Source organism: Amycolatopsis sp. NBC_00355, from assembly GCF_036104975.1.
GTDB lineage: Bacteria > Actinomycetota > Actinomycetes > Mycobacteriales > Pseudonocardiaceae > Amycolatopsis.
In genome coordinates this window covers 6,797,087-6,813,967 of sequence record NZ_CP107982.1, presented here as the reverse complement: position 1 = coordinate 6,813,967, position 16,881 = coordinate 6,797,087, and the positions used below count along the sequence as shown (strand labels likewise).

The window sequence follows — 16,881 nt, the reverse complement described above, 5'->3', positions numbered from 1 at the left end:
AAGACCAATGGCGGACAACCAGTTCACCGCTCACGCAGATCTTTTCGATCTGAGCGGGAAATACGCACTTGTCACTGGCGGCACCAAGGGAATTGGAATGATGATCGCGCGCGGCCTTCTGCAGGCGGGCGCCCGCGTCGTTATCAGTTCACGTAACGCGGACACATGCGCGGAGGCACAGCGTCTGCTGTCCGAATTCGGCGACGTTCGAGCAATCCCCGCCGACCTGTCCAGGTACGACGAGTGCCGGCGTCTCGCCGATCTTGTCGATGCCGACTCAGAACGCCTGGACATCCTCGTCAACAACGCGGGAGCGATGTGGCGCGAGCCGCTGGAGACGTTCCCGGTCGAGGCCTGGGACTCGGTGATCGACCTCAACCTCAAGTCGCCGTTCTGGCTGGTGCAGGCGCTGCTCCCGGCACTTCGCAAGGCGGGCACCGCCGATGATCCCGCGCGGATCATCAACATCGGCAGTATCGCCGCCATCCATGTCGCCGCGTCGCCCAACTATTCGTACGCCAGCAGCAAAGCGGGACTCCACCAACTCACCAGGGTGCTTGCGAGAGAACTGGGTCCACAGCACGTCACGGTGAACGCGGTGGCCCCAGGACCGTTCCCGTCGCAGATGATGGCGTCCACGCTCGACGCCATCGGCGACACGATCGCGGCGAAGGCCCCGCTGCGCCGGCTCGGCCGCGACGACGACATGGCCGGTATCGCCGTGTTCCTCGCCAGCCGGGCCGCGACTTACCTCACGGGCACCATCATCCCGGTCGACGGCGGCATCGCCACGACCGCGACGGGCACCTAGGCGTCGGCGCGAGGCGGGTACCAGCAGAACCTCCCTTCGCCTGCGGACAGGGCCTACCGTGACGAGGTGGCCACGATCGACCTGCGCACCGAGATCAAGGAGTTCCTGCGCTCCCGTCGCGCGCGGATCACGCCCGAGCGGGCCGGACTGCCCGCCTACGGCGGCAACCGCCGGGTCAAAGGTCTGCGTCGCGAAGAGGTAGCTCTCCTGGCCGGGGTATCGGTCGACTACTACGTGCGTATGGAGCGCGGCAGCCTCGCCGGCGCCTCCGACGGGGTGCTCGCCGCGCTGGCCTCCGCCTTGCAACTCGACGAGGCCGAGCGCGATCACCTCGTCCACCTCGCGCGGCAGTCCAAGGCCCCCAGCGGTCCACGCCGCCGGCGACCCGCTTTGACGGTGCGTCCGGCGCTTCAGCAGGTGCTCGACGCCATCACGGATGCGCCGGCGTGGATTTGCAACGGCCGCTATGACGTGCTGGCCGTGAATCACCTCGCCCGCGCGCTGTATTCCCCGCTGCTGGCCGACACGCGACGGCCGGCGAACACCGCGCGGTTCGTATATCTGGATCCCGAATCGGCGAGAACGTTCTTCGTCGACTACGACCGAATCGCCTGCGATGTGGCGGCGAAGCTCCGCATGGAAGCCGGTCGCGATCCGCACGACGAGGAGCTGATCGCCCTGGTCGGCGAGTTGTCAACCCGCAGCGAACTGTTTCGGCGGCGGTGGGCATCCCAGGACGTTCGGCTCCACCGCTCCGGACGCAAGCGTCTGCACCACCCGGTGGTGGGCCAGCTCGACCTGGACGTCGAGTCCATGGAGCTACCCGCCGAACCCGGCTTGCACCTGACCGTCTACACCGCGCCCGCCGGCACGGCGACCGCGGACGGTCTGGCCCTGTTGGCGTCGTGGGCGGCCGGCCAGGAGAAGCTGGTGCGATGAGCGCCAAGGATCACCGGGGTTGGTGACAGTCACCCGGTTTGTCACCCAGGTCACGCAAAAGCCCGGCTCGCACATCGCGAACCGGGCTTGACTTGCGTGGGCCTACCAGGACTTGAACCTGGGACCTCTTCGCTATCAGGGCAGGATCACCCGTTCGTGATCAAGGCCGATACTCAATGACCTGCGGATCGAGCATCCGTGAACGTCCGCCGAGGTACTCGACAATGCAGGGTGATTGTCAGGCGGTTCGTCAGGCCGCTACAAGCAGTTGACCAGGTAGTCTTCGGCCAAGAGAACCACACCTGCCGGGCCAGCTGAACGAGCACTCAAGAGGCGGCCTCGCTACCACGTGCGTAGCGCAAATTTCTGCGGACACCTTCGGTAGTCGGATGTTCAGCGCCAAGCAACTTCTCGAAGCCGGCAAGGGCGGCTTCGTAGAACGACAGCGCACGCTCTACGTCACCCGCAGCTCGGTAGGCGTAGGCGAGGTTGTTGCGCGAGCCCAGAGTGAATTGATGGTCGGCACCTAAACCCGCTCACAATCGGCCAGAACAGCTTCGAGCAAGGAAATCGCACGCCCCACATCACCCGCTGTCTGATAGGCCCCAGCGAGGTCGCCACGGGAAATCAGAGTGTGGGGGTGGTCGACACCCAATACTCGCTCACGGCCGGTCCGAGCAGCTTCGTACAACGGAATCGCACGCCCCACATCACCCGCTGCTCGATAGCCAGAGGCGAGACTGTTACGAGAAGTCAAGGTTTCGGGGTGGTCAGCACCCAACACTCGCTCACGGTCGGCCAGAACAGCTTCGAGCAAGGAAATCGCACGACTTGCATCACCCGCGATTCGGCAGGCGGATGCGAGATTATTACGAGAAATCAGCGTGTCGGGGTGGTCAGTACCCAACACTCGCTCACGGTCGGCCAGAACAGCTTCGTGCAAGGGAATCGCACGACTTGCATCACCCGCATCCTGGTAGGCAGCGGCTAGGTTGTTACGGGAAGCAAGGGTGTTGGGGTGGTCGGCACCCGAGACCCGTTCACAGTCGGCCAGGTTAGCTTCGAATAGCGGGATCGCACGCCTTACGTCGCCCGTTGCTAAGTAGACCTGGGCAAGGTTGCTACGTGCACCCACAGTCTCGGGGTGGTCGGCACCCAACACCCGCCCACAGTCGGCCAGAACAGCTTCGAGCAAGGGAATCGCACGACTTGCATCACCCGCGACTCGATAGGCGGAAGCCAGGCTGCTGCGGGAAATAAGGGTGTCGGGATGGTCTGTACCCAATACCCGCTCACGGCTTCTGGCGCTGCGCTGGAGGTAACCGATGGCCTCGGTCAGTCGTCCTTGGTCGCTTAGGAAGCGTCCGAGTTGGAGAAGTACTAGAGCGGTGGTGACGGTGTCACTGTCTGCGGTGGTGTGGGCGGTGAGTGCCTGCACGTGAGGGGCCAGTGCCCGGTATACCTTCCACGAATGGGGATTCCGATATTCGAGCTCGACGATAGCGTCGGCGACGTCGGCGACGGCTTGAGTGAGACCGGCAGCGATATCTTCTGCGGCGCGGTGACGATCGCCAACTGCGGGAGTGCGCGTAACGGCCTGTACCAGGCGGTGCACGCTGATCTGATCCTCGTGTGTGGTGATCATGTTGTAGGCGCTCAATCGGCCGATGGCACGCAGCACGGTCGGCTCGTCGGCGATGCCATTGAGCAAGGTACGCGGGATATTGACGGGCGCGTACCAGGCTAACGTTCGCAAGACCTGTCCGGCAGCAGGAGTGTCGACCAGACGGTCGAGGGTGATGTGCCAGATCCGAGCCATCGTGCGCTGTGCGTCGCCGCCTTCAACGGTCTCGGCGTACATCACCGCCGGATATCGCTTGAGCAGGTCCTGATAGTCGGCGGGAGTAATGCCAACCTGAGCGATGTAGGCGGCGGCCTGCTCGATGGCCAGCGGAAGCCACCCCGTTCTGCGCACAGGTCGACGGCGCCGGCGCAATCCGTGGCAGGCCGGGAGCCGACGATGATTCGGGTGAGCATGCTTACCGCGTCGTCCGGATCCAGTACGTCCAACGGCAACGCGGTGCCAGTAGAGTGCCAACCCGCTGCGCGGCGGCTAGTTATCAGTACGCGCCCATGGGACATCCGCTCCAGCAGCATCGACGCGTCAGTCGGTGCCTCAAGGTTGTCCAAGATCAACAGCCAGCCAGGATGGGACGACAGCCAGCGTATGCCGTGCTCGGTCTGCTGTTCCAACGCCAGACCAGCCACGGCAGGTTGTAGCGCGACCGCCATCCGCGCCAGACCGATCTCGATAGCTGACGGCGCGTCAGCCGTAATCCACCACACCAGCGAATGCTCGCCACGATGAAGTGCGGAGTAGCGCGCAGCCAAGGTGCTCTTACCCACTCCGCCGAGACCCTGCACGGCGGTCACTACGACTGGCCCCGGCCCAGCCATGGCGTACTCAACCCGCTGCAAGTCCTCCTCGCGCCCCACGAACACATCCGGGACGGCGGGTGTGTTACCCAGGGCCGACAACGGGATGACCTGTTCCATCGGCATGATGACTGGTGCTGCGTGCACGACCTGCATGTTGATGCTGTTGTCGCCGGTGGAGTTGATGCCGCTGCTGTCGCCGCCCAGCCCGATTCCGCGGCTATTCGGCGGTAGCGCGCTAGAGGTGGAGGGATATTCGTCGCGGCACGGCGGAGTCGTCACCGTTGGAGGTTGATGGCGTCGTTCCCTGTGGAGTTGATCCCGCTGCTGTCGCCACCTACAGAGATCCCCCCATCGCAGCGGTTACCGCAGGCCGCGCCTTCTCCGGCAGCAGGTCCGCCAGCTCATCCGCCAGTTCCGCGTCCTCGTACAAGGCCTTCTTGATCTGCGCGCGCAATGCGGCCTGAAAATCCGAGTCCTCAAGCGCAGCAGCGAGGTCGGTGACTGCTCCGCTAACGCCGGGCGCCGCGGACTTCCGCGTGAGCAGCTTGCCCAGCAACCGCTGACCCAGCTTCACGGTCTCCGTCGCCGCGGCATCCTCTGCCTTGGTCAAGGCAGCTGTCCCATAGGCCACGACTGCTGCCGACACCAACGGCGCGACCTGACTTGCCAAAAGCTCGATGTCCACTTCCGGCTCCCCTTCCCGAGCTTCCACCGGCCCGTAGATAGGCACCAGAATGTACGTCATCGCCGCGAGGTGCCATAACTGGTCCTGGTAATCGGGCAAGCTGCCAAAGAATTGAACCTGCCCCTCTGACGTTCCGCCTGACGTTGTCGTTGAAGCGAACGGTGTCAGGAGCTCTTGACTAGTCCCATCCGGTCGGCCATACCGCGAACCTCGCGGGCCACGCCCTCACGTCGAGCGCGGGCCAGCATTGTGGAGATGATTTCGCGGACGAACGGATTCGTGCGAGTTCGGATGTGCCCCAGCTTCTCGGCTTTAACCAGCAAGGCCAGCACTTCTTCATCGGGGCGGCGGATGCCGAAGAGCGCGCGGGCGTGCTCGATCAGGAACGTTGTGCGGCGCGAGTCGATGGTGAGCTCGGCCGGGTCAACGGTCGCCGCCAGTCGGACGGCTTCGGCGTGGTCGCCGCGTTCGAGGGCTGATGAGATGCGCCAGTGCACGACGTTGGCCGGGCTGAACAGCAGAAAGTTCCGGTTGCCGTACTCGACGTGCTCGGCCAGGCCGGCAGCCTCGTCGAGCGCCGCGGTTGCGTCGCCGCCCAGAACCGATTCGGTGTAGCCCGTGGTGAGGGTGAGCGCGCCGCGGACGTCGTGGGCGTCGGCCGGCACGTAATCCAGCGCTCGTTCGGCGAGTTTGGACGCCCGCTTGTGCGCGCCGAGGCCGGACAGGGCCTGCGTGCGCGCGAACTCCCCGTCCGGCGACTTCTGCTCGAACTGCCAGCGCGTCTGGCGCGGCCGCCACATCGCGGCCCAACCGGCCGAGGACGGCGGCGCCCAGCCGGACGAGTCTCTTCCAGAGGCCGCGCCGGTCACGCCGCTGATGTGGCTCGGGCCAGCCTCGACCGGCGCCTTCGCGAAGCCGGGTCACGAGGTCTTGGACGCGGTCGTGACGTTCGTGGCGCTTCTCCGCCTTCGCCAACGAGCACGCCGCGCCAACGCTCGCGCTCTGGTACGCACACACGCACATCGCCGACCGGCTGTACGTCACGCCGAGGCTCATCCTCGACTCGGCGGAGCCCGGCAGCGACAAGACGCGCGTCCTGGAAGTCGCTCAGTACCTCGTCGCCAAACCAGAGATGACCATCAGCATCACGCCGGCTGCGATCTTCCGAATGCTGGCCGACGGCCCGATGACGCTGCTGTTCGACGAGATCGACGCCGTGTTCAACCCGAAGACGGGCGGCAACCACGAAGACCTCCGCGCGCTGCTCAACGCGGGCTACAAGCGTTCGGCCACGGTGACGCGGTGCGTCGGCGACGCCAAGAGCATGAACGTCACGCGGTTCCCGGTCTACGCGCCGGTCGCGCTCGCCGGAATCGCCGGCGGGATGCCGGACACGATCACCACGCGGGCGATCACCGTCCACATGCGCAAGCGCCGGTTTGACGAGGTGGTCGAGGAGTTCATCGAAGAGGACGTCGAACGGGAGTCGGCGCCCGTGCGCGCCGAGCTGGCCGAATGGGTCGGCCGCGTCGGCGACCAGGTGAGCCGCGCACGACCCGACCGACCGGACGGTGTGCGCGACCGCGCCGCGGAGATCTGGCGCCCACTCCTGGCGATCGCGGATGCGGCCGGCGGGCACTGGCCGGAGACCGCGCGGCGGGCGTGCCGGCACTTCGTGCTTGAAGCCACCGCACAACCCGTGTCGATCGGCGTGCGGCTCCTGGCCGACGTCCGGCAGATCTTCGCCGCAGAGAACACCGACCGCATGGTGACGACCGAGCTGATCCGCGAGCTTCAGGCCATCGAAGACGGCCCGTGGACGGACCTGCAGGGCAAACCGCTCGACAGCCGCCGCCTTGCGAAGGAACTCGACCGGTACCTGGTCCGACCGAAAGACCTCAAGGTCAACGGCAAGACGCTGAAGGGCTACCGCATCGACGGCGACGGCGGACTCGCCGATGCCTGGAGTCGCTACCTGCTGCCGCCCGAATCGGGCGCGACTGCCGCGACCAGCGCGACCCCGCAGGTCAGCGCCGCTTCGGGTGCCGCGGATTCGTCGAGCTTGGCCGCGACCTCCGCAACCGAGGTCGCGGACGGTCGCGGCACCCAGCAGCCGCTCGCACGCGTGCTGACCAGCCCGGTCGCGGAGGTCGCGGACGTCGCGCCGGCCAAGTCGGACCACGACAACGAGGGGGATCGATGAACGCCGTACCCATGCCGGTCGCCGTGCCCGAACGGCACCTCTACCGGATCACCGAAGCCATGCGCCTGCTCTCGATGAGCCGCTCAGTCATCTACGAGCAGCTCCGCTCGGGACGCTTGCGCTCGGTCAAGCAGGGACGCGCCCGGCTGGTGCCGGCCGTCGCCATCCAGCAGTACGTCGAGTTGCTCATGAAGGAAGCGGAGGTCAGCTATGACGAAACGGCGTAGCCGCGGAGACGGCGGCATCCGCTGGTCGGAGAGCCGTCAGCGCTGGATCGCGGAGATCACGGTCGGCTACACGCCGGCCGGAAAACGGAAGGTCCGCACCGCAAACGGCAAGACGAAGACCGAGGCGAAGGACCGGCTCAAGGAGATGCTCCGCGAGTACGACGACGGGCTTCCGCCGGAAGACCGGTCGTTCACGGTGGCTCAGGCGGTGCGCGACTTCCTCGCGCACGGCCTGCCCCGGAGGTCGGCCTCAACCGTGGAGAAGCTGACGATCCTCGCCGACAAGCACATCGTTCCGCTCATCGGACGTCGCAACGCCCGTGAGCTGACCGCGGACGAGGTCGACACTTGGCTCGCTGGCCGGGCGAAGGACGTGTCGACGCGGACGCTGCAAGAGCTGCTGTCGTTGCTCCGGCGGTCGTTGGCCAGGGCGCAGAAGCGAGAGAAGATCAAACGCAACGTCGCGCTCCTGTGTGAGGTTCCGGAGGGGCGGGCAGGCCGGCCGTCGAAGTCGCTGACGTTCGAGCAGGCCGAGGCCGTTCTTGCAGCGGCCGAGTTCACCTCAATGCGCGCCTACATCGTGGTGTCGCTGCTGACCGGGGCTCGGACCGAGGAGATGCGGGCGCTCACCTGGTCACACACGGATTTGGAGGGCAGGCCGGGCCTGACCCCACCGATCCCTCCGCATGTCATGGTGTGGCGCTCGGTGCGGGAAGGCGGGGACACGAAGACGGCGAAGTCGCGTCGCTCGCTCGCGCTTCCACGGCGGTGCGTGGACGCGCTGCGGGCCCATCAGCAGAAGCAGGCGTTTGCGCGCAAGTTGGCCGGTGATAACTGGGAGGAGCACGGATTGGTGTTCGCCTCTGCAGTCGGTCGCGAGCTTGACGCGGCCAACGTCCGACGAGCGTTCCGACGGGTACTCAAAAAGGCGGGCCTCACACCGACGGAGTGGACACCGCGTGAGCTGCGGCACAGCTTCGTGTCGCTTCTCTCCGACAGTGGGATGGAGATTGAGAAGATCTCACGCCTCGTCGGCCACAACGGCACGACAGTGACGGAGAAGGTCTATCGCCACCAGTTGCGACCGGTGATCCAACACGGCGCCGAGACAATGGACAACATTTTCACGCGCGACGGAGCGGCGTAGCAAGACGGTCAGGGCCGGCTTGCGGCCGGACCTGGCCATGACCGCCGCGGCGAATCGGCGCCGCGTCGTCAGTCGGGTACATGTTCGCCGGTGAACGGCAGCCAATGCGGCATCCCGAGATACACGCCCAACCTCCCGCGCGGGAAGCATCCTCGCCCGAGCCGAACGAGCGTTGGCCACTCAGGAGGCGCTGGTCCATCGGGATAGTCCGGATTCCACTTTGCTGCGTCGGGGTCACGCCTGACTCCGAAGGGTTTCTCAGGAAACTCGGCTTCGTCGACAATCACGCTGCTGTTGTGGCGAGCCTCGATGCCTGCTTCCGTGATGGCCCAGTCACTCCCGATGAGCTGGATCAACGGTCCGTGTAGGCGCCATGGCAGTGTGTCCCCACGCCGGGAGGCAATCGACAATTCGAGGCTGCGCTGAAGGTTACGCATGACCATCGACCAGTCAACGGTGTCCGGGCCAGTCCAGTAGCCAGCACGCTGAAGTTGAGCATTCATTCTCGACGCTACGTCGGCAAACTGGTCTTCCGGCCGCCACTCCTCCTCGATGATCGGGACGCCGATACCCCGCTTCAGCACATCGTGCCGCAGCACAGCGGTGATCTCTAACCGCAAACCTGGCCGAAATCCGTTCGCACCCACGTCAGGATAGGTGCCGAACTTGAACGTGAACCCGATGCCTTCCGGGTCCGAGGTGGCCTGCACGGTGACATGTCCATTGCTGATCGCTTCTAGCTTGTTTGCCTCGACAAGCGCAGCCGCGACCGACTTGTAACTTGGGGCGTCCAGATCGGCGACCACCGCGTCCTGAGACTCGGCCTGCGCACGCATCCGTTGGTCAACCTGGGTTTGCAGCTCGTCGATACGGGCTGCCAGCTCTTCCGTCCGATGCTGGAGGTTCTCTTCGACCTCGGCAGCAGCTTCACGAACAGCGCGCCTGTTCGCCCGGATGACACGACCGGTGAAGCGACGTTCCAGGATGAAGAGCAGGGCCGCAAGCAGTAACGCAGTACCAGCATTGGTCAGGATGCTTGGCCAGATGCCCTGCCACTGCCACCACTCCTGGCCCTTCACTGCGACATAGAGGACGCTTAGGCCCAGCAAGGTGCAGAAGACCATCCAGACCAGGCCGATCCGCTGCCGTTCCTGACCTTCGTCGCTCATAAGGATGACGATAGGCGCTTGCCTACCGCGACGTTGAGCAGCTGAGGATCGCGCGTAGGTAGATGTCGGGCGAGCTAGGTTCCGGCTCTAAGGCATCTCGATCACGATCCAGCGGCGCCGCCTAACACTGGTGATGTCTGAGACGACACCAGCCCAGTGACCTCCCTTCCCCGTTGGAACGCACGCGAATCCGGTTTATTCGTACCGGGCAGTCCTGTGCCCGCGCCCGCGAGAGCCAAAGTGCACTGGACCGCCAAGGCACAAGGCTGGACCTCCATCGTCGCTGTGCTGGTAGCGATTGGTGCGGCAACACTCGCTGGCGTTGGCGTCCAACTTCAGGCACACGCCAACGACCGGCAGTCCCAAGCCATCGAGGACCAGATCAACGCCAACAACCTCGTTCGCGAGCAGAGGCAGCGGGAATATGCAGTTCGTGTCTCGTGGTGGGTCGTGTTTCGCGACGGCGGCAAGAACGCCGACCTGAAGGTCCAGAATCGATCAACCGTGCCAATCAGCAAGGTGGCGTTCAAGATCAAGCGAACGTACCTTGACACCTCGGCGACACGCTCAGACGACCCGGTCATCGACTCCAAGCAGTGGCAGCTCGTGCCGGTACTACCGCCCTGCAGCATTCTCACTCTGCAGCCACCGGCACCGCTGCAACTCACGACACTCTTCCAGGTCGGCCCCTCAGAGATCACCGACCTTCACTTCACAGATGCACACGGCGATTGGACAGTGACGTCCGGCGGTGAGCCCACCAGGGCGACCCAACAAGATGGTCCGACGGCATACCTGCCCGGCGCGACGGACCAGTCTGAGTTTCACCCGGAGCCCCTCAGCGACTGCGGCAATGGCTAGTCGGCAGTCCCGTCTACGCGATCATCCGTGACGAATCCATGTCCACTGCGGCTCCCAACACCGCGTGACACGACAAGCATTCGCCGAAGAGTAGTCAGGCAGCTAGTCAGGCAGGCAGCAAAAAGCCCGGTTCACCAACAGCGTGAACCGGGCTTGACCTGCGTGGGCCTACCAGGACTTGAACCTGGGACCTCTTCGTTATCAGCGAAGCGCTCTAACCACCTGAGCTATAGGCCCTTGAACGAGGAGAACTTTACAGGACCCCCGAGGGGGCCCTGCAACCGGGTTACTCCCGTTCCGACAGCGTGACTTCCAGGCCTCCGGCGAGGTCGGCCGACACGTTGTAGATGAACGCGCTGACCGTGGCCAGCGCCGAGACCAGGACGATGTTGATCGCGCCCAGGATCGCGGCGATGCCGAAGACGCGGCCCGCGCTGATCAGCGGTTCGGAGGACGCGTTCGCGCCTTCGCCGCCGACCAGCGAGGAGTACGTGCCGTTCAGCTTGTCCCAGACGCCCATGCCGTCGAGGACCGTGTAGAGGACGCCGACCGCGACGAGCCAGACGAAGAACATCGCGACGCCGAGCACCAGGGACAGTTTCAGCACCGACCACGGGTCGAATCGCTTGACCTGCAGGCTCGCCCGTCGCGGGCCGCGGCCCGGGCGCCGGAGGGCGCTCGGGCGGGCTCGCTGGGTCGACGCCGACGGGATGGCGGCCGCGGACGGCTCGCCTCCCGGCGGGGTGTCGCCGCCGCCGAAGAGGCGGGGGGCGGCGCTGCCGGTCACCACCGGGTGCTCGGCCGGCGAGACGGGCTGCGTCTCGCCGGCCGGGCGCACCTCATCCGTGGCCAGCCCGACCGTCGCCTCAGCGTCGCCGCCGTCCTTGCCGACCCGCTGCCAGGGTGGGCTCGCCGGAGTCCCGTTCGAACCCGCTGCCTCGGGATTCTCGGATGGTGTCACGAAGAGTCAGTCCTTACCCGTGCCGTGGTGACGCCGTCTCACTGCTCCGGCGGCGCCGTCGTTTCTTCGTCCGCGTCTGTCGTCTCGGCCACCGCTTCGGTCACGGCTTCCGCCGTTTCTTCCACGGTGACGTCCGCTTCCGCGGTTTCCGCGTTGTCGTCACCTGTGGCGACGTCCGAGGGCTCGTCCGCGTTGCGTGCGACCGCGAGAAGAGTGGTGCCTTCGCCGAGATTCATCAGCCGCACCCCCTTCGTCTGCCGCCCCGCCTTGCGCACGTCGACCGCCGGCGTGCGAATCACGCCGCCGCTCGAGGTGATCGCGTACAGCTCGTCCTCGGCGTCGACGATGAGCGCCCCCACCAGCCTGCCACGTTTGCGGTCGTGCTGAATGGTGAGCACACCCTTGCCACCGCGACCCTGCACCGGGTAGTCCTCGATCGGCGTGCGCTTCGAGTATCCGCCATCGGTCGCGACCAGCAGGAACTTGTCCGGCTTGACCACGCTGATGCCGAGCAGCTCGTCGCCGTCGTTGAACCGCATGCCGAGCACGCCGGACGTCGGGCGGCCCATCGGGCGCAGCGCTTCGTCCGTCGCGTGGAAGCGGATCGACTGGCCTTCGGCCGACACCAGGAGCAGGTCGTCCTCGGCCGCCGCCAGCACGGCGCCGACCAGCTCGTCACCTTCGCGCAGGTTGATCGCGATGAGGCCGCCGGAGCGGTTCGAGTCGAAGTCGGTGAGCTTGGTCTTCTTCACCAGGCCGCGCTTGGTCGCGAGCACCAGGTACGGCGCGACCTCGTAGTTCTTGATCTCGATGACCTGGGCGATCTGCTCGTCCGGCTGGAACGCCATGAGGTTCGCCACGTGCTGGCCGCGCGCGTTGCGGTTGGCCTCGGGCAGGTCGTACGTCTTGGTCCGGTAGACGCGGCCCTTGTTCGTGAAGAACAGGATCCAGTCGTGCGTCGAGCAGACGAAGAAGTGCTGGACGATGTCGTCCTGCTTCAGCGTCGCGCCCTGCACGCCCTTGCCGCCGCGCTTCTGCGAGCGGTACAGGTCGGTTTTCGTCCGCTTGGCGTACCCCGTGCGGGTGATGGTGACGACGACGTCCTCGACGGCGATGAGCTCTTCGTCGGTGACATCGCCGCTGAAGCCGATGATCTTCGTGCGCCGGTCGTCGCCGTACTTCTCGACGATCGCCATCAGCTCGTCGCGGATGATCCCGCGCTGCCGCTCGGGCTTCTCGAGGATGTCCTTGAGGTCGGCGATCTCGAGCTCGATCTCGGCCAGCTGGTCGATGATCCGCTGCCGTTCCAGGGCGGCCAGGCGCCGCAGCTGCATGTCGAGGATCGCGGTGGCCTGGATCTCGTCGACGTCCAGCAGCTCCATCAGGGCCGGCCGGGCCTCGTCCGCGGACGGCGACCGCCGGATCAGCGCGATGACCTCGTCGAGCATGTCGAGGGCCTTGACGTACCCACGCAGGATGTGGGCCCGTTCCTCGGCCTTCTTCAGGCGGAAGCGGGTCCGCCGGACGATGACCTCGACCTGGTGCTTCACGTAGTGCCGGATGATCTGGTCGAGCCGCAGCGTGCGCGGCACGCCGTCGACCAGGGCCAGCATGTTGACGCCGAAGTTCTGCTGCAGCTGGGTGTGCTTGAACAGGTTGTTCAGCACGACCTTCGCGACGGCGTCCCGCTTGATCGTGACGACGATCCGCATGCCGGAGCGGCTGTTGGACTCGTCGGCGATGTCGGCGATGCCGGTGAGCTTGCCGTCGCGGACCAGGTTCGCGATGTTCTCGACGAGGTTGTCCGGGTTGACCTGGTACGGCAGCTCGGACACGACCAGGATCGTGCGGCCCTTCGCGTCCTCTTCGACCTCGACGACCGCGCGCATCCGGATCGAGCCGCGGCCGGTGCGGTAGGCGTCCTCGATGCCGGACGTGCCGAGGATCATCGCCTTGGTCGGGAAGTCCGGGCCCTTGATCCGCACCAGCAGCGCGGCCAGCAGCTCGTCGTCGTCGGCCTCGGGGTTCTCGAGCGCCCAGACGACGCCCTCGGAAACCTCGCGCAGGTTGTGCGGCGGGATGTTCGTCGCCATCCCGACCGCGATCCCGGAACCGCCGTTGACCAGCAGGTTCGGGAACCGCGACGGCAGGACGTCGGGCTCCTGCGTGCGGCCGTCGTAGTTGTCGGAGAAGTCGACGGTGTCTTCTTCGATGTCGGCCAGCATCTGCATGGCCAGCGGCGCGAGCCGGGACTCCGTGTACCGCATGGCGGCGGCGGGGTCGTTGCCCGACGAGCCGAAGTTGCCCTGGCCGTCGATCAGCGGGTACCGCAGCGACCACGGCTGGGCGAGCCGGACGAGCGCGTCATAGATCGCCGAGTCACCGTGCGGGTGGTAGTTGCCCATGACGTCGCCGACGACGCGGGAGCACTTGTTGTACCCGCGGTCCGGCCGGAAGCCGGAGTCGAACATCGAGTACAGGATCCGGCGGGCGACCGGCTTGAGCCCGTCGCGCACGTCCGGCAGCGCGCGCGACACGATCACGCTCATCGCGTAGTCGATGTACGAGCGCTGCATCTCCTGCTGGATGTCGACCGGTTCGATCCGGTCGTGGTCCGGAGCCGGCGGCAGAGTTTCCGTCATGGGTCCTTCTCGAGTGCGGGTGGTCCTGGCGGGACGACGAACGGGGGACGGCTACACGTCCAAGAAGCGCACGTCCTTGGCGTTGCGCGTGATGAACGAGCGGCGGGCCTCGACGTCCTCGCCCATCAGGACCGAGAACAGGTCGTCGGCCTGGGCGGCGTCGTCCATCGTGACCCGGCCCAGCAGGCGGTTGGCCGGGTCCATCGTGGTCTCCCACAGCTCTTCGGCGTTCATCTCGCCGAGACCCTTGTAGCGCTGGATCGCGTCGTCCTTCGGCAGCCGCTTGCCGGCCTCGACACCCGCGCGGATGACGGCGTCGCGCTCGTTGTCGGAGTACACGTACTCCGGCTCCGCCCGCGGCCACTTGATCTTGTACAGCGGCGGCCGCGACAGGAAGACGTGGCCGTGCTCGATCAGCGGCTTCATGAACCGGAACAGCAGGGTGAGCAGCAGCGTGGTGATGTGCTGGCCGTCGACGTCGGCGTCGGCCATCAGCACGATCTTGTGGTACCGCAGCTTTTCGAGGTCGAACTCGTCGTGGATGCCGGTGCCCAGGGCGGTGATCAGCGACTGGACCTCGGTGTTCTTGAGGACGCGGTCGATGCGGGCCTTCTCGACGTTGATGATCTTGCCGCGGATCGGCAGGATCGCCTGGTACATCGAGTCCCGGCCCTCCTTGGCCGAGCCGCCGGCCGAGTCACCCTCGACGATGTAGAGCTCGCACTCCTCCGGCTTGGTGGAGCGGCAGTCCTTCAGCTTGCCGGGCAGGCCGCCGATGTCGAGCGCGCCCTTGCGGCGGACGAGGTCACGCGCCTTGCGCGCGGCCATCCGGGCCTGCGCCGAGGAGATCGACTTGTTGATGATCGTCTTCGCCTCGGCCGGGTTGCGCTCGAACCAGTCGGCCAGCCACTCGTTCGACTGCTGCTGCACGAACGTCTTGGCCTCGCTGTTGCCCAGCTTGGTCTTCGTCTGGCCCTCGAACTGCGGCTCGCTCAGCTTGATCGAGACGATCGCGGCGAGACCCTCGCGCACGTCGTCACCGGTCAGGTTGGTGTCCTTCTCCTTGAGCAGCTTCTTGTCGCGCGCGTACGTGTTGACGACGCGGGTGAGCGCGGCGCGGAAGCCCTCTTCGTGGGTGCCGCCCTCGTGGGTGTTGATCGTGTTGGCGAACGTGTAGACCGACGGCGTGAACCCGGTGTTCCACTGCATCGCGACCTCGACCTCGAGGCCGGGGCCCTTGGCGTCGAAGGAGATCACGCTGGCGTGGATCGGGTCCTTGCTGCCGTTGATGTGCTTGACGAAGTCCTCGAGCCCGCCCGGGTAGCAGTAGACCTTCTCCTTGACCCGGGCGACCTTGCCTTCGGCGTCCGCCTCGGCCTCCTCGTCGGCGACGCGCTCGTCGCGCAGCGACAGCGTCAGTCCCTTGTTGAGGAACGCCATCTCCTGGAGGCGGCGCGAGATCGTCTCGAAGTTGTAGGTCGTGGTCTCGAAGATGTCGCCGTCGGCCCAGAACGTCATCGTCGTGCCGGTGTCGGTCGCCGGGCCGAGGTCCTCGAGCGGGCCGGGGATCTGGTCCGTGTAGAGCTGGCGCCAGCTGCGGCCGCCGTACTTGACCTCGGCGAGCAGCCGCGTCGACAGCGCGTTCACCACGGAGATGCCGACGCCGTGCAGGCCGCCGGACACCGCGTAGGAGTCGCTGTCGAACTTGCCGCCCGCGTGCAGCTGGGTGAGCACGACCTCGATGGTCGGCTTGTGCTCCTTGGGGTGCATGTCGACCGGGATGCCGCGGCCGTCGTCGACGACGCGCACCCCGCCGTCGGCGAGGAGGGTAACCTCGACCTTGGTGGCGTGGCCGGCCATCGCCTCGTCGACCGAGTTGTCGACGACCTCCTGAACGAGGTGGTGCAGCCCGCGTTCACCGGTGGAACCGATGTACATACCGGGGCGCTTGCGGACCGCTTCGAGGCCTTCGAGCACCGTGATCGATGACGCGTTGTACTCGCTCTTGTTCTCGGTCACAGGCCTTGTTTCTCCTCGTCTCGCCCGAGCGGACGTTCGCTCCCTCCCAGTGTACTTGGCCACGTCCGCTGACATGCGGCAAGGACACCCCTGAACGCGTCACAGGCGGACGAAATCGGTCCGACCCGAGTCTTGACGTATTTCAGCGCGTCTGGATGCGTTCTCGGGGCATTCAACCGAGCAACGCGCAACCCGGGTCAGCCGTACGTGTCACGCGGACCGCGACCCGACACGTGCCGGGGCCCTTTCCGCCAGCTCGGGGCCATCGGACCCTGGATCCGCATGCGCTTGACCACGCCGTTCCCGACCCCCGCCGCGATCTTGGCCAGCAGCTTTCCCTGCAGCAGCCGCAGCTGGGTGGCCCACGCCGTGGAGCTGGCGCGGACCGTGAGCTCGCCGTCTTTCAGCGCGACGGGCTGGGCGTGTTCCGCGACGTCCTCGCCGACCAAGCGCGCCCACTGCGCGAAGACGCGGGCGCCGGAGACGCTTTCGTTCCAGCCGCGGTCGCTGACGAGCCGCGAGACGAGCCGGCCGAGGGGCTGCGGGTCACGCGCGTCCGCACCGGGTCCCGACCAGCGGCGGCGCCGGGGGTTCTGGCCCCCGCTCGCGACGCGGCGGCGGTGCCCCGGCGGGACACCTCGCTCCTTCGCCTTGGCTTTCGCGGCCTCGAGCGCGGCGTGCGCGAGGTCCCGGCCCGTCATCGCCGCCCCGTTCGGAGCAGCGCCGTTCTCACTCTGCGTACTCGGCGTGGCGTCGACCGCCGGATTGACCCCCTTGA

The 16,881-nt window shown here is 66.3% G+C and carries 15 protein-coding genes, 1 tRNA gene and 1 pseudogene; 6 read left to right on the top strand and 11 right to left on the bottom strand.

Annotated elements, in window-relative coordinates; all coding sequences use genetic code 11:
* Positions 1-7 precede the first annotated feature (7 nt).
* The gene (locus tag OHS18_RS30915) at positions 8-811 is read left to right on the top strand and encodes an SDR family oxidoreductase (RefSeq protein WP_328613262.1); all 804 of its coding nucleotides are present in this window, start codon (positions 8-10) and stop codon (positions 809-811) included.
* Between the two features lie 66 nt (positions 812-877).
* Complete coding sequence (locus tag OHS18_RS30910; RefSeq protein WP_328613261.1) at positions 878-1,750, top strand: MmyB family transcriptional regulator; 873 nt, start codon at positions 878-880, stop codon at positions 1,748-1,750.
* Between the two features lie 326 nt (positions 1,751-2,076).
* On the opposite strand, the gene OHS18_RS48610 is transcribed toward OHS18_RS30910, so the two are convergent.
* The 5 genes from OHS18_RS48610 to OHS18_RS30885 all read right to left on the bottom strand — a co-directional run bounded on the left by OHS18_RS48610 (position 2,077) and on the right by OHS18_RS30885 (position 5,539).
* Positions 2,077-2,256 (bottom strand): tetratricopeptide repeat protein, encoded by a 180-nt coding sequence (locus OHS18_RS48610; RefSeq protein WP_442875435.1) that lies wholly within the window; start codon positions 2,254-2,256, stop codon positions 2,077-2,079.
* A 20-nt stretch (positions 2,257-2,276) separates the two neighbouring features.
* Entirely contained in the window at positions 2,277-3,725 is a 1,449-nt protein-coding gene (locus OHS18_RS30900; RefSeq protein ID WP_328613259.1) for a tetratricopeptide repeat protein, read from the bottom strand.
* Positions 3,611-4,468: an ATP-binding protein gene (locus OHS18_RS30895; protein WP_328613258.1), complete on the bottom strand. Its 858-nt coding sequence runs from the start codon at positions 4,466-4,468 to the stop codon at positions 3,611-3,613. The genes OHS18_RS30900 and OHS18_RS30895 overlap by 115 nt, the downstream gene beginning before the upstream one ends.
* A gap of 55 nt (positions 4,469-4,523) precedes the next feature.
* Positions 4,524-4,973, bottom strand: coding sequence for a hypothetical protein (locus OHS18_RS30890; protein ID WP_328613257.1), 450 nt, complete (start codon positions 4,971-4,973; stop codon positions 4,524-4,526).
* A gap of 65 nt (positions 4,974-5,038) precedes the next feature.
* On the bottom strand, positions 5,039-5,539 hold the full coding sequence (locus OHS18_RS30885) for a hypothetical protein (RefSeq protein WP_442875288.1): 501 nt from the start codon (positions 5,537-5,539) through the stop codon (positions 5,039-5,041).
* A 25-nt stretch (positions 5,540-5,564) separates the two neighbouring features.
* Here OHS18_RS30885 and OHS18_RS30880 point away from each other — a divergent pair.
* From OHS18_RS30880 to OHS18_RS30870, 3 genes and pseudogenes are all read left to right on the top strand, one after another.
* Positions 5,565-7,077, top strand: a pseudogene (locus OHS18_RS30880) (DUF3631 domain-containing protein).
* On the top strand, positions 7,074-7,304 hold the full coding sequence (locus tag OHS18_RS30875) for a helix-turn-helix domain-containing protein (RefSeq protein ID WP_328613255.1): 231 nt from the start codon (positions 7,074-7,076) through the stop codon (positions 7,302-7,304). Before OHS18_RS30880 ends, OHS18_RS30875 begins: the two are co-directional and overlap by 4 nt.
* Entirely contained in the window at positions 7,288-8,451 is a 1,164-nt protein-coding gene (locus tag OHS18_RS30870) for a site-specific integrase (protein WP_328613254.1), read from the top strand. The genes OHS18_RS30875 and OHS18_RS30870 overlap by 17 nt, the downstream gene beginning before the upstream one ends.
* A 68-nt stretch (positions 8,452-8,519) precedes the next feature.
* Here the strand turns inward: OHS18_RS30870 and OHS18_RS30865 are convergent, their stop codons facing one another.
* Entirely contained in the window at positions 8,520-9,620 is a 1,101-nt protein-coding gene (locus OHS18_RS30865) for a hypothetical protein (RefSeq protein ID WP_328613253.1), read from the bottom strand.
* 240 nt (positions 9,621-9,860) lie between these two features.
* Here OHS18_RS30865 and OHS18_RS30860 point away from each other — a divergent pair, with 240 nt between their 5' ends.
* On the top strand, positions 9,861-10,481 hold the full coding sequence (locus OHS18_RS30860; RefSeq protein WP_328613252.1) for a hypothetical protein: 621 nt from the start codon (positions 9,861-9,863) through the stop codon (positions 10,479-10,481).
* A gap of 163 nt (positions 10,482-10,644) precedes the next feature.
* On the opposite strand, the gene OHS18_RS30855 is transcribed toward OHS18_RS30860, so the two are convergent.
* The 5 genes from OHS18_RS30855 to OHS18_RS30835 form a co-directional block, all read right to left on the bottom strand.
* A tRNA-Ile gene (locus tag OHS18_RS30855) sits at positions 10,645-10,718 on the bottom strand.
* A 49-nt stretch (positions 10,719-10,767) separates the two neighbouring features.
* Positions 10,768-11,442, bottom strand: coding sequence for a DUF3566 domain-containing protein (locus OHS18_RS30850; protein ID WP_328446671.1), 675 nt, complete (start codon positions 11,440-11,442; stop codon positions 10,768-10,770).
* A 38-nt stretch (positions 11,443-11,480) separates the two neighbouring features.
* Positions 11,481-14,084 carry a DNA gyrase subunit A gene (gene gyrA / locus OHS18_RS30845; protein WP_328446673.1) on the bottom strand — a complete coding sequence of 868 codons (2,604 nt, stop codon included), beginning with the start codon at positions 14,082-14,084 and terminating at the stop codon, positions 11,481-11,483.
* A gap of 51 nt (positions 14,085-14,135) precedes the next feature.
* A complete protein-coding gene (gene gyrB, locus OHS18_RS30840; RefSeq protein WP_328446675.1) occupies positions 14,136-16,103 on the bottom strand; it encodes a DNA topoisomerase (ATP-hydrolyzing) subunit B in 1,968 nt (655 codons plus the stop codon).
* Positions 16,104-16,300: 197 nt separating this feature from the next.
* On the bottom strand, positions 16,301-16,804 hold the full coding sequence (locus tag OHS18_RS30835) for a DciA family protein (RefSeq protein WP_328446677.1): 504 nt from the start codon (positions 16,802-16,804) through the stop codon (positions 16,301-16,303).
* Between the last annotated feature and the right edge of the window lie 77 nt (positions 16,805-16,881).